Raw genomic sequence first — 23,719 nt, forward strand, 5'->3', positions numbered from 1 at the left:
CCTCGTTATAGCTCCACTTCGAGGTCCCCGCCCTCGCCGACGTGCACGGGGAACGTGCGCACCGACGCCTCCGGGAACTCCGGGCAGGCGCCGGTGGCCAGCTGGAAGGGCCAGGCGTGGAGCGGGCAGTACACCACCTCGCCGCGCACGTCGCCGAACGCGAGCGCCGCGCCGCGGTGGGGACAGACGTTGTCGAGCGCGTGCACGCGCTCGCCGCGGCGGAACAGTGCGATCTCCTGGCCCTCGATCTCGACGAGCCAGCCGTGCCCGTCCGGCAGGTCCTGGAGCCGTCCCACGCGGTGTCTCACGGGCCGGAATCTACGGCGCGCGGGCCCGCCCCGCCGGGGAATCGCCCGTACCTTCGCCGCGTTCCGGGGCCGCGCCGGCGCGCCGGACCTACCAGGACGCACCGCCCGGGGCTGCGCGTCCCCTCGCAGCAGGACAGGCGCGCGCGTAACGGTCCTCCGCCGTGGCCGTCTTGGTCAGCGGGGAGGGAAGCCACGTGGAACGCAACCGCACGATCGTCATCGAGGCCGACCCGGAGCGCCGCCAGCAGCTCTCGCAGCTGCTCGTCGCGTCCGGGTTCGACGTCACCGTCTCCGCCGACCTCGCCGCCGCGCTCCTCGAGGCCGCCCGGGCCACGCCGCCCTCGGACGGCCAGCCGGCGCGCCGGCCGACGCTGTCCGAGATCGAGCGCCGCTACGCGCGCGAGATCCTGCGCGCCACCGGCGGGAACAAGACGCGCGCGGCGGAGATCCTGGGCATCGACCGCAAGACGCTCTACCGGCTGATCGGCGCGGTCCCGGTGCGCCAGGCCGAGGCCGCCGCGCCGGTGAACGGCGTGAACGGCATCGACGCCGCGGCGCCGGCGGTGGCCGCCGGACGCGTCAACGGCGTCTGACCGGGTGTGGAACCGGGGCGGGGGCGCTACTCGTCGCCCTCGCCCTCCTCGTCGTCATCGTCGTCGTCCGCGCCCTCGGTCTCGTCCGAGACCCCGCCGTTCAGCGCGTTCTTCAGCACCTGGCTCGGACGGAACGTCAGCACGCGGCGCGCGCTGATCTCGATCTCCTCGCCGGTCTGCGGGTTGCGGCCGACGCGGGACTTCTTGTCCCGCACGATGAAGTTGCCGAAGCCGCTGATCTTGATCTTCTCGCCGCGCTCCAGCGTCTCCTTGATGGTGTCGAAGACCATCTCGACGATCTCGGCGGCCTCCTTCTTGGAGAAGCCCACCTTCTCGTAGACGCTCTCGATGATGTCGGCCTTGGTCACGGTGTCGCTCCCATCCCCGCGGGCGGCGTCGGCTAAGTCCCGAATTCACTAGCCTATTTGCCCCAGCGTGTCAAACCTTCGCTAGCGCTTCGCGGGCGATCCGCCGGGCTCGTCCGCCGGCGCCTTCGCGCCGCCTCCCGCCGCCTCCAGCTCGTCGCGGGCGCGCTCGCGCGCCGGCCGGGTGGGCTCGGCGGCCGCGTCCAGCGCGCGGCGCACCTCGTCCGCGCCCGGGCCCGGGACCACCGGGTCGCCGGCCGGGTCGCGCCCCACGCCGGCGGTCAGCGCCAGCACCAGGCCGCTCACCGCGACGGCGAGCGCCGCCAGCACGAGGCCGGCCGAGGCGACGCGGCGCGCGCCGCCCTGGACCAGCGCGCGGATGCAGAGCACGAGCGAGACGAGCCCGACCACCAGCCCGAACGGCGCGGCGAGCGGGTTCCAGGACGCGAACGCCGCCGCGAGCGCGAACGCCGCCGCTGCCCAGGCGCGCCGGCCCGCGGGCGTCACGCTATCCCCGGAGCTCCGCCCCGACGCGCTCGCGGAGCCGCGCCACGATGCGTCCGTGCGCGGCGTCCGCCTCGGCGTCGGTGAGCGTGCGGTCCGGCGCGCGGTAGGTGATGGCGAGCGCGAGGTTCTTGCGCCCCGCGGGCAGCGGCGCGCCCTTGTACACGTCGAACAGGATCACCGCCTCGACGAGCGGCTCCTCGCGCACCAGCGCCTCCACCGCCGCGGCGGTCACCGCGTCCTCCACCACCACCGCGACGTCGCGGAGCACCGCCGGCAGCCGCGGGATGGGCCGGTACTGCGGCACCAGCCGCGCGGCCGCGAGCAGCGCGTCCAGCGAGAGCCGGAACGCGAGCACGCCGCGCGGCAGCTCGAACGCCTCGGCGACCCGCGGGTGCAGCTCGCCGAGCTCGCCCAGCGCCGCGCCGCCCGGGGCGCGGAGCGCCGCCGAGGTGCGCGGGTGCAGCCAGCCGGGCCCGGGGGCGGCCCAGGCCGCCTCGACGCCGAGCGCCTCGAGCAGCCCCTGCACCGCCGCCTTCGCGTCGTGGAAGTCGGCCACGTCGCCGCCCACCGCCCAGCCCACCGGGCTGCGCCGCCCGAGCAGGACGCCGGCCACCTCGGTGGCCTCGTGGCTGGGGGCGTCGCCGGGGGTCCCGGCCGCGCGCGGACCGTAGGCGCGGGCGATCTCGTACAGGCGCACGTCCTCGACCCGCTGCCGCCGGTTGTGCGCGGCGTTGCGGAGCAGCGACGGCACCAGGCTGGTGCGCATCACCGCCAGGTCGGCGCTGATGGGGTTGCGCAGCGCGATGCCGTCGGCGGCGAGGCCGCCGGCGAGCGGCTCCAGGTCGCGCGCCGCCACGAAGCTGAAGTTCACCGCCTCGCTGAACCCGGCCGCCTCCAGCGCGGCGCGGGCGCGGGCCACCGCCTGCGCCTCGGCGGACTCCGCCGGCGTGCGGACGGCGGGGCCGGGGAGCGTCTCCGGGATGGCGTCGTAGCCCAGCGTCCGGACGATCTCCTCGACCAGGTCCTCCTCGATGGAGACGTCCACGCGCCAGCTCGGCACGCCGAAGCTCACCGCGTCGCCGTCGCTGGCCCGCTCCTCGAACCCGAGCGAGAGCAGGATGCGGCGGGCGTCCTCGCGGCTCACCGGCATGCCCAGCACCTGCGCCGGGCGATCCCAGCGCATGCGCACCTCGGGCGAGGCGACCTTGCGGGCCTGCGCGTCCACCACCCCGGCGCGCACCGTCCCGCCGGACAGCCCGGCGATGAGCGCGGCGCAGCGGTCGAGCGCCGGGATCACCATGCCCGGGTCGGCGCCGCGCTCGAAGCGGTACGAGGCCTCGCTCTTCAGCCCGTGCCGGCGCGAGGTCCGGCGCACGCCGCTCGGCGCGAACCAGGCGGACTCGAGCAGCACGCGGGTGGTGCCGGCCGAGATCTCCGAGTCGCCGCCGCCCATCACGCCGGCGAGCGCGCTGCCGCGGTCGCGGTCGGCGATGAGCAGGTCGTCCGGCTCGAGCGCCCGGTCCTTGCCGTCGAGCGTGGTGATCCGCTCGCCCGGCCGCGCGGTGCGGACCACGATCTCGTGGCCGGCCACCTCGTCGAGGTCGAACGCGTGCAGCGGGTGGCCGAGCTCGAGCAGCACGTAGTTGGTCGCGTCCACCACGTTGGAGATGGAGCGGATGCCGCAGCGCTCCAGGCGCCGGGCCAGCCAGGCCGGGGACGGCCCGATCTTCACGCCCTCGACGACGCGCGCGGCGTAGCGGGCGCACTTTTCCGGCGCCTCGATGCGGACCTTCACCGCGTCGGCGGCCGCGCCGCCGCCCTCGACCAGCCCCGGCTTCGGCAGCCGGACCTTCTGGCCCAGCAGCGCCGCCACCTCGCGGGCGATGCCCACGTGCGAGAGCGCGTCCGGCCGGTTCGGCGTGACGTTCACCTCGAGCAGCACGTCGTCGAGGTCGAGCGCCTCGCCGATGGGCGTGCCCGGGACCGTGCCGGGCGGGAGGATGAGCAGGCCGCTCGCGTCGGCGGAGAGCCCGAGCTCGCGCGCCGAGCAGAGCATCCCGAAGGACTCCACCCCGCGCAGCTTCGCCTTCGAGATCCTCGCGCCGCCGGGCAGCTCGGCGCCCACGGTGGCGAGCGGGACCACGTCGCCGACGCGGTAGTTCTTCGCGCCGCACACCACCTGCAGCGGCTCGCCGCCGCCCGCGTCCACGCGGGTGACCGAGAGCTTCTCGGCGTTGGGGTGCGGCTCGGAGGCGGCGATGCGCGCCGCCACCACGCCCTTCAGCTCCGCGCCGGTGCGCTCCACCGCCTCGATCTCGAAGCCCACGGCGGTGAGGCGCCGCGCCAGCTCCTCGGGCGCGGGCAGGTCCACGTACTCCGACAGCCACTTGAGCGAGATGCGCACGGCGTTCTCAGAACTGTTCGAGGAAGCGGAGGTCGTTCTCGAAGTACAGGCGCAGGTCGTCGATGCCGTAGCGGAGCATCGCCATGCGCTCGACCCCCATGCCGAAGGCGAAGCCGGTGAAGCGGCGCGGGTCCACGCCGCCGTTCTCGAGCACGCGCGGGTGGACCATGCCGGCGCCGAGCACCTCCAGCCAGCCGGTCTCCTTGCACGTGCCGCAGCGCTTGCCGTCCTTGCGCCCGGTGCCGCCGCAGATGGAGCAGGACACGTCCACCTCGGCGCTCGGCTCGGTGAACGGGAAGTAGCTGGGGCGGAAGCGCGTGCGGGTGCCCGGGCCGAAGTAGGCGCGGGCGAACGCGGCCAGCGTGCCCTTCAGGTCGGCGAAGGTGATGCCCTCGTCCACGCACAGCCCCTCGATCTGGTGGAACATCGGCGAGTGGGTCTGGTCGTAGTCCGACCGGTACACGCGGCCCGGGCAGATGATGCGGATGGGCGGTCCGCCGATCCGCTTCATGGCGCGGATCTGCACCGGCGAGGTGTGCGTGCGGAGCAGCACCGCCCCCGGCCTCGCGGGCCCGCCCGGTGCCGCGCCGGTGCGCCCGCCCGGCGACAGGGTGGACTCGTCCACGTAGAACGTGTCCTGCATGTCGCGCGCGGGGTGGTCCGGCGGGATGTTGAGGGCCTCGAAGTTGTACCAGTCGAGCTCGATCTCCGGCCCGCTCGCGACCTCGTAGCCGAGGCGCGCGAAGATGGCGGAGATGTCCTCGGTGGCGCGGGTGACGGGGTGCCGGTGCCCGCGCGGCAGGAGCCGGCGGCCGGGCAGCGTCACGTCGATGGGCGGGCCGGCCAGCTCGGCCTCCAGCGCGCGCGCGGCGACGCCGCGGGCGGCGCCGGCGAGCAGCGCCTCGACCTCGTCGCGGACGCGGTTCGCGACCTCGCCGACGCGCGGGCGCTCCTCGGCGGGGAGCTGCCCCATGCCCCGGAGGACCTGGGACAGCTCGCCCTTCTTGCCGAGGAAGCGGACGCGGAGCTCCTCGAGCCCCTTCTCGTCCGCGGCGGAGGCGATGGCTTCACGGGCGCTCCGTGCGAGCGCCTCGAGCTGCGAGAGCAGGTCGGCCATCGGACCCCTCCCCTACGCCTGGGCGGTCTTGACGATGGCGGCGAAGTCGCCCGGGAGGGCGAGCGCGAGATCGGCGAGGATCTTGCGGTCGATCTCGACGCCGGCCTTGCGGAGCGCGGCGACCAGCTTCGAGTAGGTGGTGCCGTTCTGGCGGGCGGCCGCGTTGATGCGGACGATCCAGAGCGCCCGGAACTCGCGCCGCTTCAGCCGGCGGTCGCGGGTCGAGTAGTTGAGGGCGCGCTCCACCGCCTGGTTCGCGCGGCGGTAGCAGTTCTTGCGGCGACCACGGAAGCCCTTCGCGAGCTTCAGGACGCGATTGCGACGGCGGCGGGCCTTGAATCCCTTCTTGACGCGCATCTTCCTTCTCCTTGCCGGCGGGAGGCACGTCGGCCCGTCACGCTGCGTGACGGGCCGGGTACGCTTCGGAACCCCGCTTGGGCGTCATGGCTTCTCCGGCCCTAGCGGGCGTACGGGAAGCACTCCTTGATCTTCTTCTCGTCCATCGGCGCGAGGTGATCGGTCCCGCGCAGGTGGCGCTTCTGCTTCTTCGTCTTGCCGAACGTGGCGAGGTGGCGGACGCCGGCGCGGCGGAACTTCACCTTGCCGCTCTTCTTCGGGACGAAGCGCTTCTTGGCGCCGCTCTTGGTCTTCAGCTTGGGCATGGGTCCTGTCGCTTCCTGTTCGCTGCTGCGTCGTGCGCCGCGCCTGCGCGCGGCGGTCCTGTCTATCTCTGTGCGGCCGGGTCCGCGGCGGCCGGCGCGGGCGCCGGGGCGGCGGGGGCCGGGGCCGGCGCGGGTGCGCCGGCGGCGGGGGCAGCGGGAGCGGCGGCGGGCGCCGCGGCGGCCGCGGCCTTCGCCTTGTCGCGCTGCGACTGGAGCATCTTCGGGTTCGGCGCGAGGATCATGAACATCTGGCGCCCTTCCATGCGGGGCGCCGACTCGATGACCGCCACGTCGCGCAGGTCCTCGATGACCCGCTGCAGGACCTTCTGGCCCAGCTCGCGGTGCGACATCTCGCGGCCGCGGAACATCACGGTGATGCGAGCCTTGTTCGCCTCGGCGAGGAACTCGCGCACCTTCTTGATCTTGGTGTCGTAGTCGTGCTCCTCCGTGCGCGGGCGGAGCTTCACTTCCTTGAGCTGCACCACGACCTGCTTCTTCTTGGCCTCGTTCTGCTTCTTCTTCTCGAGGTACTTGAAGCGGCCGTAGTCCATGATCTTGCAGACGGGCGGCTTCGCCATCGGGCTGACCTCGACGAGGTCCATGCCCAGCTCCTGCGCGCGCGCCAGCGCCTGGTCGATCGGGAGCACGCCGAGCTGCTCGCCCTCGGCCCCGATGACACGAACCTCGCGGGCCTTGATGCGGCGGTTGGTGCGCGCATCGCGGCTGCCGCCGCCGCCCCGCGGATCTCTGTGCTGGATCGCCATGCTCCTCCGGCCCTGGGAAAAAGACGCTGTAGAATAAGGATTTCGGCCGCAATGTCAACGCGGCCGTACGCCCGGGCGCGCGCGTCCCCTTCCCCTCTCGCGGAGAAGGGGACGGCGCGGGCGGGTCTAGCGGCTGCCCGGGTCCGACGAGTCCTTCTTCGCCTCGCGGATCCAGCTCATCATGTCGCGGAGCCGCTTGCCCACCTCCTCGATGGGATGAGCGGCCTCGGCGGCGCGGTAGCGGGCCATGGTGGGGCCGCCCGCCTGGTTCTCGAGGATGAACTCCTTGGCGAAGTGGCCGCCCTGGATCTCCTTGAGGATCTTGCGCATCTCGTCCTTGGAGCGGCCGTCCACCACCCGCGGGCCGCGGGTGTAGTCGCCGTACTCCGCGGTGTCGGAGATCGAGTGGCGCATCCAGGCCAGGCCGCCCTCGTACATGAGGTCCACGATGAGCTTCAGCTCGTGGAGGCACTCGAAGTACGCGCTCTCCGGCTGGTACCCGGCCTCGACCAGCACCTCGAACCCGTTCTTCACCAGCGCCGCCGCGCCGCCGCACAGCACGGCCTGCTCGCCGAACAGGTCGGTCTCGGTCTCCTCCTTGAACGTGGTCTCGAGGACGCCGGCGCGGGTGCAGCCGATGCCGCGGGCGTAGGCGAGGCCGACGGCCTTGGCCTGGCCGGTCGCGTCCTGGTGGACTGCGACGAGGCCGGGGATGCCGCGGCCGTCCTGGTACTGGCGGCGGACCATGTGGCCCGGGCCCTTCGGCGCGACCAGGAGCACGTCCACGTCGGGCGGCGGGCGGACCTGCACGAAGTGGATGTTGAAGCCGTGCGCGAAGAGCAGCGCCTTGCCCTTGGACAGGTGCGGCGCGATCTCCTCGTCGTAGACCTTCTTCTGCGTCTGGTCCGGGATGAGGACCATGATCACGTCGGCCTCCTTCGAGGCCTCCGCGACCGAGAGGACGCGCAGCCCGGCGCCCTCGGCCTTGGCCTTGGACTTCGAGCCGGCCGCCAGGCCCACCCGCACGTCCACGCCGGAGTCGCGCAGGTTGAGCGCGTGGGCGTGGCCCTGCGAGCCGTAGCCGATGATCGCGACCTTCCGCTTCTTCAGCAGGTCGAGGTTCGCGTCCTTGTCGTAATAGATGGTCGCCATGTTCGTTCCTCTACTTCAGTGAGGGGGGAGCCAGCGTCTTGAAGCCCCGCTCGAGGGCGATGCGCCCGGAGCGGCAGAGTTCCTGGATGCCGAAGGGGCGGAGCCGCTCCTCCAGCGCGTCGAGCTTGCCGGCGGTGCCGCTCGCCTCGACCACCAGCGCGTCGGGCGAGACGTCCACGATCACCGCCTCGTAGGTCTCGGCCAGCGCCCGGAGCTCGGCGTGGTTCCGCTCCGGCGTGCGGATCTTGGCGAGCAGCAGCTCGCGCTCGATCAGGTCCTGGGGCGAGAGCTCGCGCACCTCCACCACCGGGACCAGCTTCTGGACCTGCCGGACCACCTGGTCCACCGGGCTCGACGAGAGCCGGACCACGATGGTCATGCGCGAGTACTCGGCCCGCTCGGTGGGGCCGACGGTGAGGCTCGCGATGTTGTAGCCGCGGCGCGAGAACAGCCCGGCGATCCGGTGCAGCACGCCCGGCTTGTTCTCGACGAGGAGGCTGATGGTGTGGGTGGAGCCGCTCGGCTGCGGGGTCTCGGTCCGTTCCATGTCACTCACCGTCGATCATGTCGTTGAGGGGGGCACCGGCCGGCACCATCGGGTACACCTTCTCCTCGCGCCGGATCCGGACGTCCACGATGGTGGGGCCGTCCTGGTTCGCGAGCGCGCGGTCGATGACCTGATCCAGCTCCTCCGGCGTCCGGGCGCGCAGGCCGAGGCAGCCGTACGCGTCGGCGAGCTTCACCAGGTCCGGGAGATCGGCGAGCGGCGTCTCCGCGTACTTCTCCTCGTAGAACAGCTCCTGCCACTGGCGGACCATCCCCAGGAACAGGTTGTTCAGGATGAAGATCTTGATGGGCAGCCTGAGCTCGGACGCGGTGGCGAGGTCCTGCAGCGTCATCTGGAACGAGCCGTCGCCGTCGATGCCGATCACCAGCGCGTCCGGGCGGCCGAGCTGGATGCCGATCGCGGACGGGAGGCAGAAGCCCATGGTCCCGAGGCCGCCGGAGGTGACGAACGTCCGGGGCTCGGCGGTCTTCCACCACTGCGCCGCGAACATCTGGTGCTCGCCCACGCCGGTGGTGACGATGGCCTTGCCGCCGGTCTTCTTCCACAGCGTGTCGATGACGTACTGCGGGAGCAGCGGCTGCTTGGGGTCCTGGCGGTAGCGGAGCGGGTGCTTCTCGCGCCACTCGTTCACCCGCTTCCACCAGGGCGCGAGGTCCGGGCGCCCGTGGTCGGCGAACGCGCGCCGCGCCTCCTCGTGCAGCTGCGGGAGCAGGCGCTTCAGGTCGCCCACCAGCGGCACCGTGGCGGTCACCAGCTTCGAGATCTCCGCCGGGTCCACGTCGAGGTGGATCACCTTCGCCTCGGGGGCGAAGGTGGAGAGCTTGCCGGTGACGCGGTCGTCGAAGCGGGCGCCGAGCGCGATGATCAGGTCGGACGCCTGCACCGTGTAGTTCGCGAACCGCGACCCGTGCATGCCGAACATGCCCAGGCACAGCGGGCTCGTCTCCGGGAACGCGCCCTTGCCGTGGAGCGTCGTCACCACCGGCGCGCCGAGGAACTCGGCGAACGCGAAGACCTCCTTGTGCGCGTCGGCGGTGCGGACGCCGCCGCCCAGGTACACCACCGGCCGGCTGGACGCGCGCATGAGCTGCGCGGCGTCCTTGAGCCGCGGCTCCTCGCGGACCGGCGGGTGGTAGCCGGGGATCTCGACCGTCTCCGGCCACTCGAACTCCAGCTCGGCGTTGAGCACGTCCTTCGGGATGTCCACCAGCACCGGGCCGGGCCGGCCGGTGCGGGCCACGTAGAACGCCTCCTTGAGGATGCGGGGCAGCTCGCGCACGTCGGTCACCAGCCAGTTGTGCTTGGTGATCGGCATGGTGATGCCGGTGATGTCCGCCTCCTGGAACGCGTCGGTGCCGATGAGGCTCGAGGACACGTTCGCGGTGATCGCGACCATGGGCACCGAGTCCATGTACGCGTCGGCGATCGCGGTCACGAGGTTGGTCGCGCCCGGGCCGGACGTGCCCATGCACACGCCCACCTTGCCGGTGGCGTGGGCGTAGCCCTCCGCCGCGTGCCCGCCCACCTGCTCGTGGCGCACCAGCACGTGCTTGGGCCGCTCGACCCCGTAGAGCGCGTCGTAGAGCGGGAGGATCGCGCCGCCTGGGATGCCGAAGAGGACCTCCACCCCCTCCGCCTCCAGGGCGCGCAGGACCGCCTTCGCGCCCGTCATCTTCTCCTTGGCCATGCCGTCACCTTCGATTCGAACGTGTTCGAGGGAGCTGCGCTGTCGCGAAGCGGAACGCCTACGCACGGCCCGGCGTCGCCGCCCGGGGGCGGCGCCGGCGGCGGACCGTGCGCGTCATACGGCCACGGCGCGGATGCCGCGGCCCGCGGAGCCGCGCGAGGGCGCGGACGCGGCGGCGCCGCCGGGGACGGCGAGGCGCTTGGCGCCCTCGCTCACCGGCGGCCCCCTTCGAACGCGGCGATGTCCGCGTCCTGCGCGAGCAGGAAGCCGAGCTCGTCCACGCCGTTCAGCAGGCAGTAGCGCGCGAACCCGTCGATCGGGAACTTCGCGGTCGAGCCGTCGGGCAGCGTGACGGTCTGCGCCTCGACGTCCACGCGGACGCTCGCGCCCGGGGCGGCGAGCAGCTTCGCGTGGCTGGCCGGGTCGAGCACCACCGGGACGAGCCCGTTCTTGAGCGCGTTGTTGCGGAAGATGTCGGCGATGCGCGTGGAGATCACCGCGCGGACGCCGGCGTCCACCAGCGCCCAGGGCGCGTGCTCGCGCGACGAGCCGCAGCCGAAGTTGTCGCCCGCCACCAGGATCGAGCAGCCCTGGGCCTCCGGCCGGTTCAGGACGAAGTCGGGGCGGGGCGAGCCGTCGGCGGCGTAGCGCCAGTCGGAGAACAGCGCCTTGCCGAGCCCCTTCTTGTCGGTGACCTTGAGGAAGCGGGCCGGGATGATCTGGTCGGTGTCCACGTTCTCGCGGGGGAGGACGACGGTGCGGCTCTCGATGACGCGGATCGGTTCCATCACCGGCCCTCCAGCACGCGGCGGGGATCGGCGACGGCGCCCGTCACCGCGGCGGCCGCGGCGGTGAGCGGGCTGGCGAGGAGCGTCCGCCCGCCGGGGCCCTGGCGCCCCTCGAAGTTGCGGTTCGACGTGGAGACGCAGTACTGGCCGGCCCGGATGTCGTCGCCGTTCATGGCGATGCACATCGAGCAGCCGGGCTCGCGCCACTCGGCGCCGGCCTCGCGCACGACGCGGTCGATGCCCTCGGCCTCGGCGTCCTTCTTCACCCGGTGCGAGCCGGGCACCACCAGCGTGCGGGTCCGCACCTTGCGCCCCTTCAGCACCCGGGCCGCCTCGCGCATGTCCTCGATGCGGCCGTTGGTGCAGGAGCCGATGAACACCACGTCCACCTTCTGCCCGGCGATCGGCTTGCCGGGGACGAGCCCCATGTAGCGGAGCGCGGCCTCGAGCGTGGTGCGGGCGGAGGCGTCCCGCTCCGCGGCCGGGTCCGGCACCAGGCCGGTGACGGCGATGCCCTGCCCCGGGTTCGTGCCGAACGTGATCATCGGCTCGAGCGCGGAGGCGTCCAGGCGGAGCTCGCGGTCGTAGGTGGCGCCCTCGTCCGACGGCAGCGCGCGCCAGCGGGCCACCGCCTCGTCCCACGCGGCGCCCTTCGGCGCGCGGGGCCGGCCGGCCAGCCACTGGAAGGTGGTGTCGTCCGGCGCGACCAGGCCGGCGCGGGCGCCCGCCTCGATCGACATGTTGCAGAGGGTCATGCGGCCCTCCATCGAGAGCGCGCGGACCGCGGGGCCGAGGTACTCGATGACGTGGCCGGTGCCGCCGCCCACCCCGAGCCTCGCGATGATCGCGAGGATCAGGTCCTTGGCGGAGAGGCCCGGGCCGAGCGCCCCGTCCACCCGCACGGCCAGCGTGCGGGGGCGGCGCTGCAGCAGGCACTGCGAGGCGAGCACGTGGCCGACCTCGGAGGTGCCGATCCCGAACGCGAGCGCGCCGAACGCGCCGTGCGTGGCGGTGTGGCTGTCGCCGCACACCACCGTCATGCCGGGCTGGGTGGCGCCCATCTCCGGGCCGAACACGTGAACCACGCCCTGCGCCTCGTCGCCGAGCCCGTGCAGCTCGACGCCGAAGTCGGCGCAGTTGCGCTCCATCTGCGAGACCTGCGCGGCCGCCTGCGCGTCCACGAACGGCCACCGGCCATCCGCGCCGCGGGGCAGCGTCGGGATGGAGTGGTCCATGGTGGCGAGCGTGCGCTCGGGGCGGCGGAGCTTCAGGCCGCGCTCCCGCAGCACCGTGAACGCCTGCGGGCTGGTCACCTCGTGCACCAGGTGCAGGTCCACGTAGAGGATCGCGGGCGCGTCCGGGGTCTCGGCGCGGACCACGTGCGCGTCCCAGACCTTGTCGATGATGGTCCTCGGCTGGTTGCCGTCGCTGCGCTTCGACATCAGGGCGTCCCCATCTCCGCGCGGGCCTCGCTCTCGGTGGGCGGTGGCATCTTCAGGGCGATCCGGTTGACCACGTCGAGGAACGCCCGCGCGCTGCCCTCGATGATGTCGGTGGAGAGCGCGCGCCCGCGGTACACGCCGGTCGGGTGCTCGACCTCGATGGAGACCTCGCCTTGCGCGTCCTCGCCGCGGGACACGCTCGCGATCTGGTAGTCGCGGAGCTTCAGGCTGATGCCGGTGACCTTCTCGATGGCGCGGTACACCGCGTCCACCGGGCCGTCGCCGGCCGCGACCTCCTGGATCCGCTCGCCGGCGGCGGAGCGGAGCGCGACCGACGCGCAGGGCAGCGTGCCGGTGCCGGAGGTGGTGGAGAGCGCCTCCAGCTCCCACGCCACGCTCCCCTTCCCCAGGATCTGCCCGTGGACCACGAGCGCCTCGATGTCGGCGTCGTAGATGTCCTTCTTCTTGTCGGCCAGCACCTTGAAGTCGGCGAACACCTTGTCGATCTGCGCCTCGTCGAGCTGGTAGCCGAGCGCGAGGAGCCGGTCCTTCAGCGCGTGGCGCCCGGAGTGCTTGCCGAGCACGAGCTGGCTGCGGGCGAAGCCGACCTCCTCCGGCCGCATGATCTCGTAGGTCTCGCGGTTGGTGAGCATCCCGTGCTGGTGGATGCCGGCCTCGTGCGCGAACGCGTTCTGGCCCACGATGGCCTTGTTGCGCTGCACGTGGAGCCCGGTGACCTGCGACACCAGGCGGCTGGTGGGGAAGAGCCGCTCGGTCTGCACGCCGGTGGTCACCCCGAGGACGTCGTGGCGCGTCCTGAACGCCATGACGATCTCCTCGAGCGAGGCGTTCCCGGCGCGCTCGCCGATGCCGTTGATGGTGCACTCGACCTGGCGCGCGCCCTCGAGCACGCCGGCCAGGCTGTTCGCGACCGCCATGCCCAGGTCGTTGTGGCAGTGCACCGAGATGATCGCCTTCTCGATGCCGCGGACGTGCTTGCGCAGGTAGCGGATGGTCTCCGCGTACGTCGAGGGGAGCGCGTAGCCGACCGTGTCCGGGATGTTCACGGTGCCGGCGCCGGCCTCGATGACGCGCTCGACCACCTCGGCGAGGAACTCGAGCTCGGTGCGGGCGGAGTCCTCGGCGGAGAACTCGACGTCGTCGAACTTCTCGCGGGCGAGCTTCACGCCGTCCACGGAGCGCTTGATGATCTCGTCCTTCGCGAGCTTCAGCTTGAAGTCGCGGTGGATGGGCGAGGTGGCGAGGAACACGTGGCAGCGGCGCCGCGGCGCGTCGGCGAGCGCCTTCCACGAGGCCTCGATGTCGCCCTTGTTGCAGCGGGAGAGGCTCGCGATGATCGGCCCCTCGACCTGCCGGCTGACCGCCTGGATGGCCTCCAGATCGCCGGGGGAGGCCGCCGCGAACCCGGCCTCGATGACGTCCACGCCCAGATCCCGAAGGGCCCGCGCCACCTGGAGCTTCTGCCCCAGGTTCATCGACGCCCCCGGCGACTGCTCCCCGTCGCGGAGGGTGGTGTCGAAGATGGTGACCCTTTGGCCTGCGTCGCTCACGGTTTCGTCTCTCCTTCCGGGACCTTGACGAGGTCTGACCGGCTCGGCTGAAACGGGAACCGCGAAGGGTACCAGAAACGTCCGGCGATGTGTACCCATCGAACACCCGTAAACGGGCGTTCCACCGCACCCTGGCGGGCGGTGCTCGATGACGCTCACAGCGGGAGGGGCCCCAGCCGCAGCCTGGGGAGGGGTGCAACCCCTCCCCGCGGGGACCTCGCGCGTGCCCGCGAACGCGGGCGCGCGAGGTCACGGGCCCCGCGAAGCAGGAGTGGGGCCCCGACGAGCTCCGCTCGGCGGGGCGAGGGCGCAGCCCTCGTCAGAAGGGCGCCGTGGCCTCGCGGGCCATGAGCTCGGCGAACGTCTCGAGCGGCATCGTCTTCAGGTCCTCGCCGCCGTGCCGGCGCGGCGAGACGCCCCTCGCCTCGACCTCCTTCTCGCCGACGACCAGCGTGAACGGGATCTTCGCGAGCTGCGCGTTCCGGATCTTCGCGCCGAGCTTGTCCGAGGACCCGTCCACCTCGACGCGCCAGCCGCGCGCCTGCAGCGCCGCCGCCGCCTCGCGCGCCCACGCGTCGAAGCGATCCGAGACCGTCACCACCCGCGCCTGCACCGGCGCGAGCCAGGCCGGGAACGCGCCGGCGTAGTGCTCGGTGAGGATGGCGATGAACCGCTCGAACGAGCCGTAGATGGCGCGGTGGATCACCACCGGCCGGTGCTCCTTGTTGTCCTCGCCCACGAAGGTGAGGTCGAAGCGCTCGGGGGCGGCGTAGTCGAGTTGGATGGTGCAGGTCTGCCAGCGGCGGCCGAGCGAGTCGGTCACCAGCATGTCGATCTTCGGGCCGTAGAACGCGCCGTCGCCGGGGTTGAGCGTCCACTTCAGCCCGGTCGCGTCGAGCGACTTCCGCAGCAGCGCCTCGGCGCGGTCCCACAGCGCGTCGTCGCCGATGCGCTGCTCCGGGCGGGTGGAGAAGGTGGCCTCGAAGCCCAGGCCGAACGCGCCGTACACGACCTTCATCAGCTCGAAGATCCGCAGCACCTCGTCGGTCACCTGCTCCTCGCGCAGGTAGATGTGCGCGTCGTCCTGCTCGAACTGGCGCACGCGGGTGAGGCCGCCCAGCGAGCCGGACGCCTCGTTGCGGTGGAGCGCGTCGGTGGTGAAGTAGCGGACCGGCAGCTCGCGGTACGAGCGCTTGTCCATCCGGTAGATGAGGTGGTGCGACGGGCAGTTCATGGGCTTCAGCGAGAAGCTGCACCGGTCCTCCAGCGCCAGCGCCGGATCCGACTCGCTGTCCACCACCAGGAACATGTTCTCCCGGTACTTGCCCCAGTGCCCGGAGGTCTCCCACAGCCGCTTGTTGAACAGCAGCGGCGTCTTCACCTCCTGGTACCCGTTCTTCAGGACCAGGCGGCGCATCGCGTCCTCGAGCACGTTGTAGAGGACGGTGCCGGCGGGGAGCCAAAACGGCGCGCCGGGCGCGTACTCGTGGAACGTGAACAGCCCGAGCTGCGGGCCGAGGCGGCGGTGGTCGCGCTTCTTCACCTCCTCGAGCTTCGCGAGGTGCGCGTCCAGCTCCTTCTTGTCGAAGAAGGCGGTGCCGTAGATGCGCTGGAGCATCGCGTTCTTCGCGTCGCCGCGCCAGTACGCGCCGGCCACGTTCAGCAGCTTCACGACGCCGATGCGGCCGGTGGACGGGCCGTGCGGCCCGAGGCAGAAGTCCACCCAGTCGCCGTGCTTGTAGAGCGTGAGGGTCTTCGCGCCCTTCGCGGCGATGTCCTTCACGATCTCGACCTTGTACCGCTCGCCCATGCCCTCGAAGAGCGCCAGCGCGGCCTCCATCGAGATCTCGGAGCGGACGAAGGGCAGGTCGGCCTTGATCGCCTCGTTGGTCGCCTTCTCGATCTTCTCGAGGTCCTCGGGCGTGAACGGGGTCTCGCGGGCGAAGTCGTAGTAGAAGCCGTCCTCGATGGCCGGGCCGATGGTGACCTGCGTGCCGGGGTAGAGCTTCTGCACCACGCTCGCCATCACGTGCGCGGCGTCGTGGCGCGCGACCTCGAGCGCCTCCGGGCTCCGGGTGGTGACGATCTCCAGCCTCGCGTCGCGGTCGAGGGCGCGCGAGAGGTCCACCGGCGCGCCGTCCAGCTTCGCGAAGTAGGCCGCCTTGGCGAGGCCTGCGCCGATCTGCCCCTTCACGAAGTCGATGACCGGGGTGCCCCGCGGCGCCTCCTTCTGGCTGCCATCGGGGAGCGTCACCTTCACGAGGTCGGACATGTCGGTATGCCTATCCGTGGTCGAAAAAAAAGGCCAGCCGTGGCGGCTGGCCCTCGGTGGCGGGGGACGCCCGCGATGTGGGCACGGCTGGGATCGAACCAGCGACCCCCTGCGTGTCAAGCAGGTGCTCTACCACTGAGCCACGCGCCCTTCGATGAGGCGCGGTTATAGCCGAACGGGAATCGGTGTCAACGGCCGGGCGCGCGCGCCGCGCGCAGGAAGAACAGGAAGTACTGCGCGAACGAGAGCGTCACGCACAGCGCCGCGAGCAGCCCCAGGGCCGCCACGTACGGCTCCACCGCGTGGCGCGGGTAGCCGCCGTAGTCGCCGGCGAGCGCGGTGAGCACGGTCGCGGCGAGCGCGAAGGTGGCGTACTTGCCGATGCGCGTGGGGGCGACCGGGATGACCCGGTGGACGGTGCGCAGGAACGCCGCGCCGGCGAGCTGCGCCAGGTCGCGGGCCACCACCAGCGCCGGGAGCCAGGCCGGCAGCCGGCCGGTGGCGGCCAGCGCCACCAGCGCGCACGCGGCCAGGAACTTGTCCGCGATGGGATCGAGGAACGCGCCGAGCCGGGTGCGCTGCCGGAGCGCGCGCGCCACCAGCCCGTCCAGCACGTCGGTGGCCGCGGCGGCCGCGAAGGCGGCCAGCGCGCGGGGCCGGTCGCCGCCCACGTAGAGGACCAGGAACGCGGGCGCGAGCGCGATGCGCAGCGCGGTGAGCGCGTTGGCGAGGTTCACCGGCGAGGCCTCGTCCTCGGCCGGGCGGGGCTCGTCCTCGAGCGGGCGCGGGGGCGGGACGCTCACGACGCCTCAGGCGCGGTCGCGCAACGCGCGGAGCGCCACGAACCGCCGCGCCGGGCCGGCGGCCGCGGCGGACGGCTCGGCGCGCGCCACCGCGGCGGCGACGCCGGGCGCGTCGAGCCGCAGGAACGGGTTGACCGCGCGCTCCCCCGCGAGCGTGCTCGGCGCGGGCTCGAGGCCGGCGGCGTGCGCCGCCTCGACCTCCGCCAGCCGCGCGCGCGCCGCCGCGCCGTCCGGCTCCAGTGCCAGCGCGAACGCGAGGTTGGGCGCGGCGTAGTCGTGGCCCGGGTGCACCTCCAGCCCGCCGTCGAGCCGCGCGATCGGGCCGAGGAAGCTCTCCGCCAGCCGGGCGGGATCGCCGCCGTGCCGGCAGTTGCCGCACCCGGCCCAGAACAGCGTGTCGCCGGTGAGCAGCCGCCCCTCCCACTCCAGCAGCACCGAGCCCGGGGTGTGGCCCGGGACCGGGTGCACCCGCAGCGCGAGCGCCCCCAGCGCCACCTCGGCGCGCCCGGCCAGGTCAACGTCGGGCCGGTAGCGGGCGGCGTCGCCGCCGTGGCCGAGCACCTGCGCGCCGAGCGCGCGCGCCACCGCGGCCGTGCCGCCGGTGTGGTCGGCGTGGCCGTGCGTGTGCAGGATCCAGCGCGGGCGGACGCCGTGCGCGGCGGCGAGCGCGAGGGCGGCGTCCGGGTCGCCCGGGTCCACCAGCGCCGCGTCGCCGCCCGCCGCGAGCAGGTACGTGTAGTTGTCCTTCCCGTACCGGCGGCGGTCGAAGATCACGGCCGCTCCCCGCCCCCGGCGTCGTGCGGGTGGTGGCTGAGCCCGATCCGGTTCCCCTCGGGATCGAGCACGTAGATGGTCCAGCGGGTCCGGTGCACCACCTGCACGCCCGCCTCCTCCAGCCGGTCCTCCCAGGCCCGCCGCTCGTCCGGCCCGATGCGCAGCGCCACGAGGTGGAGCCCCGGCTTGCCGTCGCGCCAGGGGCGCGGGACCGGCGCCTCGTCGGCGCGCTCCAGCGCCAGGAACTGCCCCTCCCCGAGCGCCAGCCACACGCTCCGGTCGCCCCCGCCCTCCTCGCGCGGCCAGCGCCGCAGCACCTCGAGCCCCAGCACCTCCCGGTAGAACCGCTCGCACCGGGAGAGATCGGCGCACTGGATGGCGAGGTGGTGGAGGAGGGGCGGCACGCGCGGAGGGTAACCCCTCGCCCTGGCCGGACGCCACCACGGCCGTGGTAGCCTCGGCGGGCCGTGAGCCCCTCTCCGTTCCCCAGGCGACTGCTGGTGCTCTCCGAGGACGCCGCGCTGGCGGGCCTCGTCGCCGGCGCGGCGGTGCGGCTGGGCGCGGCCGCCGAGGCGGTGGGCAGCGGCCGGGCCGCGCTGCAGGCGCTGGCCCGCGGCGGCGCGCGCGCGGCGGTGCTGGACCTGCCGGTCGCCGACGTGGGCGCCGGCGAGCTGCTCGCGGCGTTCGGGCGCGCGGGCGTGCCGGCGCTGGTGGTGTCCGGCGTCTACCGCGGGCGGCAGGGCGAGGCGGCGCTGCGCCGGCTCGGCGCGCGCGAGGTGTTCGAGAAGCCCTTCGACGTGGACGCCCTGGCGGCCTCGGTGGCGCGCCGGCTCGGCACCCGGGCCACGCCGCCCGCGCCGGGGGAGGCGCCCGACGAGGTCACCGGCGCCCTGCCGCTCCCGCCCGGCGAGGGCGATCCCGCGCCGCTCGCGGCGCCGCCGCTGCCCGCGCTCGACCCGGCGCCGCCGGCCGCGCGCCCCGCCCCCCCCGCGGCGCACGACGCGTTCCTCACCCCGCTGCCCGAGACCCGGCACGCCCGCGCCACCGCGCCGGAGCCGTCGCCGGCGTCGTCGGGCGAGCTCTCGGCCACCCGGGCGCCGCGCCTGCTGGTGGCGCTGCACGTCGGCCAGGCCACCGGGGCGCTCACGCTCTCGCGCGGGCCGGTGCGCCGCATCGTGGTGGTCGAGCGCGGCGCGCCGGTGTACGCGGCCTCGAACGTGGCGGCCGAGCGGTTCGGCGCGGTCGCGGTGCGCCGCGGCGCCGTGACCGCCGAGCGGCTGGAGGCGCTCCGGCGCGCGGCCGCGCCCGGCGCGCGCACCTCGGACCTGCTGGTGGAGGCGGGCGCCATCACCCCCGAGCAGCGGGTCGAGCTGCTCACCGGGCTGGTGCGCGCCGTCGCCTGGTCCACCTTCGAGTGGCGCGACGGCACGTACGCGTTCCAGCACGGCCGCCCGCCGGCCGGGCGGGTGCCGCTCCGGCTCGATCCGGCCGAGGTGATCCTGGAGGGCATCCGGCGCACCGCCACGCCGGAGCGCCTCCGCGAGGAGCTGCCCGGCGCCGCGCACCTCGCCCCGGTCCCGGATCCCGCCTTCGAGCTGTACGCGCTGCGGCTGCGGCCGGAGGAGGCGCGGCTCCTCGCGCTCGCCGACGGCACGAAGAGCGTGGACGACCTGCTGCGGCTCACCGAGCTGCCGGAGCGCGACGCGCGCGCGTTCCTGGCCGCCTGCCGCACGCTCCGCGTGCTCGACGAGGTCGAGCGCGTGCTCGCCTCGACCCGCCGGATCGGCTTCATGTAGCGGCCCCGCGGGCCCGCGCGGCGCCCGCCGCGCTACCCCTTGCCCGCGCGGCGTCAAAGGACTATAAGTTCCGGCCCTTTGCAGGCCGGCGTCCGTACCGGCCCTTTCCAGGCCGGAGCCCCATGACCCCCCGCGAGCAGATCCGCAACGTGGCGATCGTCGCCCACGTCGACCACGGCAAGACCACCCTCGTCGATTACATGCTGCGCCAGGCCGGCGTGTTCCGGGCCAACGAGCAGATGGTCGAGCGGGTCATGGACTCGAACGACCTCGAGCGCGAGAAGGGCATCACCATCCTCGCGAAGAACACCGCGGTCACCTACCAGGGCGTGAAGATCAACATCGTGGACACGCCCGGCCACGCCGACTTCGGCGGCGAGGTGGAGCGCGCGCTGCGCCTGGTGGACGGGGTGCTGCTGCTGGTGGACGCGGCCGAGGGGCCGCTCCCGCAGACGCGCTTCGTGCTCTCCAAGGCGCTCTCGATGGGCCTGCCCTCGGTGCTGGTCGTCAACAAGGTGGACCGGCAGGACGCGCGCGCGAAGGAGGTCCTCGACCTCGTCTACTCGCTGTACATCGACCTCGGCGCGAACGAGCGGCAGATCGACTTCCCGGTGATCTACGCGATCGCGCGCGAGGGCAAGGCCGCCCACACCGTGCAGGGCGCGTTCGCGGCCGACTCGCTGAAGCCGCTGTTCGACGCGATCCTCACGCACGTCCCGCCCCCGCCCGCCGGCGAGCGCGAGACGCTGCAGATGCTGGTGGACAACCTCGACTACGACGACTACGTGGGCCGCCTCGCCATCGGCCGGGTGGCCTCCGGCGTGGCGCGCGAGGGGATGTCGATCTCGGTGCTGCGCGAGGAGGGCAGGATCGTCCCCGCCAAGATCGTGCGGCTGTACGCCTACGACGGCCTGAAGCGCGTCGAGGTGAAGGACGCCGGCCCGGGCGAGATCGTGTGCATCGCCGGCGCCGAGGAGATCGGCATCGGCGACACCATCGCCGACCCGGCCGCCCCGGAGGCGCTCCCGCGCATCAGCGTGGAGGAGCCCACCATGTCGATGGTCTTCAAGGTCAACGACGGCCCCTTCGCCGGCCGCGAGGGCAAGTACGTCACCAGCCGCAACATCCGCGAGCGGCTCTACCGCGAGGCGTACCGCAACGTGTCCATCCGCGTGGAGGACACCGACACCCCGGACGCGTTCAAGGTGGTGGGCCGCGGCGAGCTGCAGCTCGCGGTGATCGTCGAGAACATGCGGCGCGAGGGCTACGAGGTCACGGTCTCGAACCCGGAGCCGATCCTGAAGACGGTCGGGGGCGAGGTGCACGAGCCGATGGAGCTGCTCGTCTGCGACCTGCCGGACGACGGGGTGGGCGGCGTCACCCAGAGCATGGGCTCGCGCAAGGGCCGGATGGTGGACATGCAGCCGCTCGGCTCGGGCCGCACCCGGCTGCAGTTCCGCGTGCCCGCCCGCGGGCTCATCGGCTTCCGGGGCGACTTCCTCACCCTGACGCGCGGCGAGGGCATCATGTCCTCGCAGTTCGACGGCTACGAGCCGTGGCAGGGCAAGATCGAGAAGCGGAAGAGCGGCGCCATCGTGGCCGACCGGATCGGCGACGTGGTCGCCTACGCCTGCTTCTACGCGCAGGAGCGCGGGGCGCTGTTCGTGAAGCCGGGCGACAAGGTGTACCCCGGCATGATCGTGGGCGAGCACAGCCACGACAACGACCTCGACTTCAACATCTGCAAGGAGAAGAAGCTCACCAACATCCGGGCCGCCGGCCGCGACGAGAACGTCATCCTGACGCCGCCGCGCGAGCTGAGCCTGGAGGCGGCGCTGGAGTGGATCGCCGAGGACGAGCTGGTCGAGGTCACGCCGCAGTCCATCCGGCTGCGCAAGAAGTTCCTCGACCCGACCGCGCGCTACAAGATCGAGCGCGATCGCAAGCGCGGCCAGGCCGAGGCCTCGTAGCCGGCGCCTGCGCCCTCCGCCCCCGCAGCACCCGACGCCGCCCGGTCCCCGGGCGGCGTTCGCCGTTCGTGGGGACCGCGCCCGCGCGGGCGGCCCCGGCCCTGCCCTGCCCGCGCGGCGCGCGCGCCGGCGAACGGCGACCCCGAAAGCGAGACGCGCCGCCCGGTCTCCCGGACGGCGCGTCGTGTCCTGCGGCGCTGCCTCGAAGCCGGCTACACCTTCGGCTTGGCGCGCTCGCGGACCTCCTGCTTCTGCTTGATCCGCGGCTGGCCCTTCGCCGCGGTGTTCACGAACAGCAGGCCGTCGGCGTGGCCGGGGACCGCGCCGGACACGAGCAGCACGTTCTGCTCGGGCTCGATGCCGACCACGGTCAGGTTCTGGATGGTGATGTTGTCCACGCCGTAGTGGCCGGGGAGGTGCTTGCCCTTCCACACCTTGCCCGGCGTCTTGCGCTGGCCGATCGCGCCGACGTGGCGGTGGTGCTCGTGCGCGGTGGAGCTGTCGCGGGCGGCGCCCTTCATGTTCCAGCGCTTCATGACGCCGGTGAAGCCGCGGCCCTTCGTGACGCCGGCGACGTCGATGCGCTGGTTCGCCTTGAAGACCTTGTCCACGGTGAGGACGTCGCCCGCCTTGAGGTCGCCGAGCAGCTTGGCGTCCTTCACGCGGATCTCCTTCACGTGGCGGAAGATGGGCGTGCCGGCCTTCTTGAAGACGCCGACCTCGGGCTTGGAGAGGCGGTGCGCGTGCTTCTCGTCCACGACGCCGAAGCCGATCACGACGGCGTCGTAGCCGTCCTTCTCGGCCGTCTTGCGCCGCACCACCGTGCACGGGCCCGCCTCGAGCACCGTCACCGGGACGCAGTCACCCTCGGGGGTGAAGATCTGCGTCATCCCAACCTTCTTCGCCAGCAGTCCCGTAGACATGAGCACCTCGCATTGGTCCGCCGCGCGTCGGATGGCCGCGGAGGACGTGCCTTGGAAAGGGTGGGCTTTCTACCCGCCGGCGCGCGTGCTGTCAAGCGAAGCCCGCGTGGCGCGGGGGGTTTTGCCGCGGGGCGCGGCTACCCGTGCATCGGCTCGCCGGCCATGTCGGTGACCTGCGCCAGCAGCGCGTCGATGTCGAAGGGCTTCGCCAGGTAGCCCTGGGCGCCCACCGACGCCGCCTTCTGCGGGTTCCCGTCGGCGGAGATGACCACGATGGGGATGCGCGGGGCCCCGTTCCGCCGCTGCCGGAGCGCCTGCGCGAACGCGAGCCCGTCCATCACCGGCATCATCAGGTCGAGGAGGATGATCGACGGCTCCTCCTCGGCCACGCGGTCCAGCGCCTCGAGGCCGTGGCGCGCGCGCGCGACGCGATAGCCCTCGCCCTCGAGGATGTCGCAGATGGCGTCGAGGATGTCGGGATCGTCGTCAACGACGAGGACGAGCGGGCGTTCGGTCATGGCGACGGCGGCGATGCGGGGCGCGCAGTATACGCTCCAGCGCCGGGAAGGGTGAGCACGAAGGCTCCACCCTCCACCGAGAGCCCCCCGCCAAGCGCCACCGCCGCCCGTCGCGCGGCCGGCAAGGCGAGCGCCCTGCCCTTCGGATCCCCGGCGGCGCCCTTGCGGGGGTCGTCGAGCGCGCCCGGGCTGGCCTCCGCGCCGCTGACCCGCAGCATCGCCCGGCCCCCGTCGAGCCGGGCGCTCACCCGCACCGGCTCGCCGTCGCGCCCCGCGGCCGCCACCAGCGCGTCGAGCACGCGCTCGAGGAGCGCGCGATCGGCGGTGACCGCCAGGGCCGCCTCGACGCCGTCCAGCGACACCTCGCCCACGTCGCCCTGCCGGTGCCCGGCCGCGTGCTCCAGCGCGTCGCGCAGCGAGATCGGCTCCGGCCTCACCGGGAGCCCGCCCACCTCGAGCCGCTCGCACAGGAAGTGATCCTCGACGAGCTGCCGGACGCGGCCCAGCGAGCGCAGGCACATCGCGGTCAGCTTCTCGCCGCGCGCCCCGCCGCGCTCGGCGGCGCTCATGCGCGCCAGCAGCTCGGCCGACCAGAGCGCGGTCGAGAGCGGGTTGCGGACCTCGTGCGCGACGAAGCCGAGGTAGCCCGAGCGCTCCTCGCCGTGCGACGGCGCGCCCGCGTCCGCCGTCCGTTCCGTTCCGTTCTTCGCCGACATTCGCGCGTCCGCCTGGCCG

24 protein-coding genes and 1 tRNA gene are annotated in these 23,719 nt (G+C 73.3%); 3 read left to right on the forward strand and 22 right to left on the reverse strand.

What is annotated here, in order from left to right; translation table 11 throughout:
- Window positions 1–5 precede the first annotated feature (5 nt).
- Window positions 6–308: a Rieske (2Fe-2S) protein gene (locus tag ADEH_RS10215; RefSeq protein ID WP_012525953.1), complete on the reverse strand. Its 303-nt coding sequence runs from the start codon at window positions 306–308 to the stop codon at window positions 6–8.
- A 194-nt stretch (window positions 309–502) separates the two neighbouring features.
- Between ADEH_RS10215 and ADEH_RS10220 the strand changes: the two genes are divergently transcribed.
- Window positions 503–901 carry a helix-turn-helix domain-containing protein gene (locus ADEH_RS10220; protein ID WP_011421021.1) on the forward strand — a complete coding sequence of 133 codons (399 nt, stop codon included), beginning with the start codon at window positions 503–505 and terminating at the stop codon, window positions 899–901.
- A gap of 26 nt (window positions 902–927) precedes the next feature.
- Here the strand turns inward: ADEH_RS10220 and ADEH_RS10225 are convergent, their stop codons facing one another.
- The 18 genes from ADEH_RS10225 to ADEH_RS10310 all read right to left on the reverse strand — a co-directional run bounded on the left by ADEH_RS10225 (window position 928) and on the right by ADEH_RS10310 (window position 18,181).
- Window positions 928–1,269 carry an integration host factor subunit alpha gene (locus ADEH_RS10225; protein ID WP_011421022.1) on the reverse strand — a complete coding sequence of 114 codons (342 nt, stop codon included), beginning with the start codon at window positions 1,267–1,269 and terminating at the stop codon, window positions 928–930.
- Window positions 1,270–1,350: 81 nt separating this feature from the next.
- On the reverse strand, window positions 1,351–1,773 hold the full coding sequence (locus tag ADEH_RS10230; RefSeq protein WP_011421023.1) for a hypothetical protein: 423 nt from the start codon (window positions 1,771–1,773) through the stop codon (window positions 1,351–1,353).
- 1 nt (window position 1,774) lies between these two features.
- Window positions 1,775–4,177, reverse strand: coding sequence for a phenylalanine--tRNA ligase subunit beta (gene pheT / locus ADEH_RS10235; protein WP_011421024.1), 2,403 nt, complete (start codon window positions 4,175–4,177; stop codon window positions 1,775–1,777).
- Between the two features lie 7 nt (window positions 4,178–4,184).
- Window positions 4,185–5,294: a phenylalanine--tRNA ligase subunit alpha gene (pheS, locus tag ADEH_RS10240; RefSeq protein ID WP_011421025.1), complete on the reverse strand. Its 1,110-nt coding sequence runs from the start codon at window positions 5,292–5,294 to the stop codon at window positions 4,185–4,187.
- Window positions 5,295–5,306: 12 nt separating this feature from the next.
- The gene (gene rplT, locus ADEH_RS10245; RefSeq protein WP_011421026.1) at window positions 5,307–5,651 is read right to left on the reverse strand and encodes a 50S ribosomal protein L20; all 345 of its coding nucleotides are present in this window, start codon (window positions 5,649–5,651) and stop codon (window positions 5,307–5,309) included.
- Window positions 5,652–5,752: 101 nt separating this feature from the next.
- Window positions 5,753–5,956, reverse strand: coding sequence for a 50S ribosomal protein L35 (gene rpmI / locus ADEH_RS10250; protein ID WP_011421027.1), 204 nt, complete (start codon window positions 5,954–5,956; stop codon window positions 5,753–5,755).
- 62 nt (window positions 5,957–6,018) lie between these two features.
- Window positions 6,019–6,720, reverse strand: a complete 702-nt coding sequence (infC, locus tag ADEH_RS10255; protein WP_011421028.1) for a translation initiation factor IF-3 — start codon at window positions 6,718–6,720, stop codon at window positions 6,019–6,021.
- Window positions 6,721–6,846: 126 nt separating this feature from the next.
- Entirely contained in the window at window positions 6,847–7,872 is a 1,026-nt protein-coding gene (ilvC, locus tag ADEH_RS10260) for a ketol-acid reductoisomerase (RefSeq protein ID WP_011421029.1), read from the reverse strand.
- A gap of 10 nt (window positions 7,873–7,882) precedes the next feature.
- Window positions 7,883–8,419, reverse strand: coding sequence for an acetolactate synthase small subunit (ilvN, locus tag ADEH_RS10265; protein WP_011421030.1), 537 nt, complete (start codon window positions 8,417–8,419; stop codon window positions 7,883–7,885).
- 1 nt (window position 8,420) lies between these two features.
- Complete coding sequence (gene ilvB, locus ADEH_RS10270) at window positions 8,421–10,127, reverse strand: biosynthetic-type acetolactate synthase large subunit (protein ID WP_011421031.1); 1,707 nt, start codon at window positions 10,125–10,127, stop codon at window positions 8,421–8,423.
- Window positions 10,128–10,339: 212 nt separating this feature from the next.
- Window positions 10,340–10,915 (reverse strand): 3-isopropylmalate dehydratase small subunit, encoded by a 576-nt coding sequence (gene leuD, locus ADEH_RS10275; protein ID WP_011421032.1) that lies wholly within the window; start codon window positions 10,913–10,915, stop codon window positions 10,340–10,342.
- The gene (gene leuC, locus ADEH_RS10280; RefSeq protein ID WP_011421033.1) at window positions 10,915–12,357 is read right to left on the reverse strand and encodes a 3-isopropylmalate dehydratase large subunit; all 1,443 of its coding nucleotides are present in this window, start codon (window positions 12,355–12,357) and stop codon (window positions 10,915–10,917) included. Before leuC ends, leuD begins: the two co-directional genes overlap by 1 nt.
- A complete protein-coding gene (locus ADEH_RS10285) occupies window positions 12,357–13,928 on the reverse strand; it encodes a 2-isopropylmalate synthase (RefSeq protein ID WP_011421034.1) in 1,572 nt (523 codons plus the stop codon). Before ADEH_RS10285 ends, leuC begins: the two co-directional genes overlap by 1 nt.
- A 319-nt stretch (window positions 13,929–14,247) precedes the next feature.
- Window positions 14,248–16,200 (reverse strand): threonine--tRNA ligase, encoded by a 1,953-nt coding sequence (gene thrS, locus ADEH_RS10290; RefSeq protein WP_011421035.1) that lies wholly within the window; start codon window positions 16,198–16,200, stop codon window positions 14,248–14,250.
- A gap of 78 nt (window positions 16,201–16,278) precedes the next feature.
- Window positions 16,279–16,350 (reverse strand) — tRNA-Val (locus ADEH_RS10295).
- A 38-nt stretch (window positions 16,351–16,388) separates the two neighbouring features.
- On the reverse strand, window positions 16,389–17,003 hold the full coding sequence (locus tag ADEH_RS10300) for a CDP-alcohol phosphatidyltransferase family protein (RefSeq protein WP_011421036.1): 615 nt from the start codon (window positions 17,001–17,003) through the stop codon (window positions 16,389–16,391).
- Between the two features lie 6 nt (window positions 17,004–17,009).
- Complete coding sequence (locus ADEH_RS10305; protein WP_011421037.1) at window positions 17,010–17,777, reverse strand: hydroxyacylglutathione hydrolase C-terminal domain-containing protein; 768 nt, start codon at window positions 17,775–17,777, stop codon at window positions 17,010–17,012.
- Complete coding sequence (locus ADEH_RS10310) at window positions 17,774–18,181, reverse strand: VOC family protein (RefSeq protein ID WP_011421038.1); 408 nt, start codon at window positions 18,179–18,181, stop codon at window positions 17,774–17,776. Before ADEH_RS10310 ends, ADEH_RS10305 begins: the two co-directional genes overlap by 4 nt.
- A gap of 63 nt (window positions 18,182–18,244) precedes the next feature.
- Between ADEH_RS10310 and ADEH_RS10315 the strand changes: the two genes are divergently transcribed.
- Window positions 18,245–19,573 (forward strand): DUF4388 domain-containing protein, encoded by a 1,329-nt coding sequence (locus ADEH_RS10315; RefSeq protein WP_011421039.1) that lies wholly within the window; start codon window positions 18,245–18,247, stop codon window positions 19,571–19,573.
- A gap of 122 nt (window positions 19,574–19,695) precedes the next feature.
- Complete coding sequence (gene typA / locus ADEH_RS10320; protein WP_011421040.1) at window positions 19,696–21,543, forward strand: translational GTPase TypA; 1,848 nt, start codon at window positions 19,696–19,698, stop codon at window positions 21,541–21,543.
- Between the two features lie 212 nt (window positions 21,544–21,755).
- Here typA and rplC read toward each other — a convergent pair whose 3' ends face one another.
- The 3 genes from rplC to ADEH_RS10335 all read right to left on the reverse strand — a co-directional run bounded on the left by rplC (window position 21,756) and on the right by ADEH_RS10335 (window position 23,700).
- Window positions 21,756–22,466 carry a 50S ribosomal protein L3 gene (gene rplC / locus ADEH_RS10325; protein WP_011421041.1) on the reverse strand — a complete coding sequence of 237 codons (711 nt, stop codon included), beginning with the start codon at window positions 22,464–22,466 and terminating at the stop codon, window positions 21,756–21,758.
- A 137-nt stretch (window positions 22,467–22,603) separates the two neighbouring features.
- Entirely contained in the window at window positions 22,604–22,984 is a 381-nt protein-coding gene (locus ADEH_RS10330) for a response regulator (protein WP_011421042.1), read from the reverse strand.
- Window positions 22,981–23,700, reverse strand: coding sequence for a sensor histidine kinase (locus tag ADEH_RS10335; RefSeq protein ID WP_041453480.1), 720 nt, complete (start codon window positions 23,698–23,700; stop codon window positions 22,981–22,983). Before ADEH_RS10335 ends, ADEH_RS10330 begins: the two co-directional genes overlap by 4 nt.
- Window positions 23,701–23,719 lie beyond the last annotated feature (19 nt).

The organism is Anaeromyxobacter dehalogenans 2CP-C (genome assembly GCF_000013385.1).
Classification (GTDB): Bacteria; Myxococcota; Myxococcia; order Myxococcales; family Anaeromyxobacteraceae; genus Anaeromyxobacter; species Anaeromyxobacter dehalogenans_B.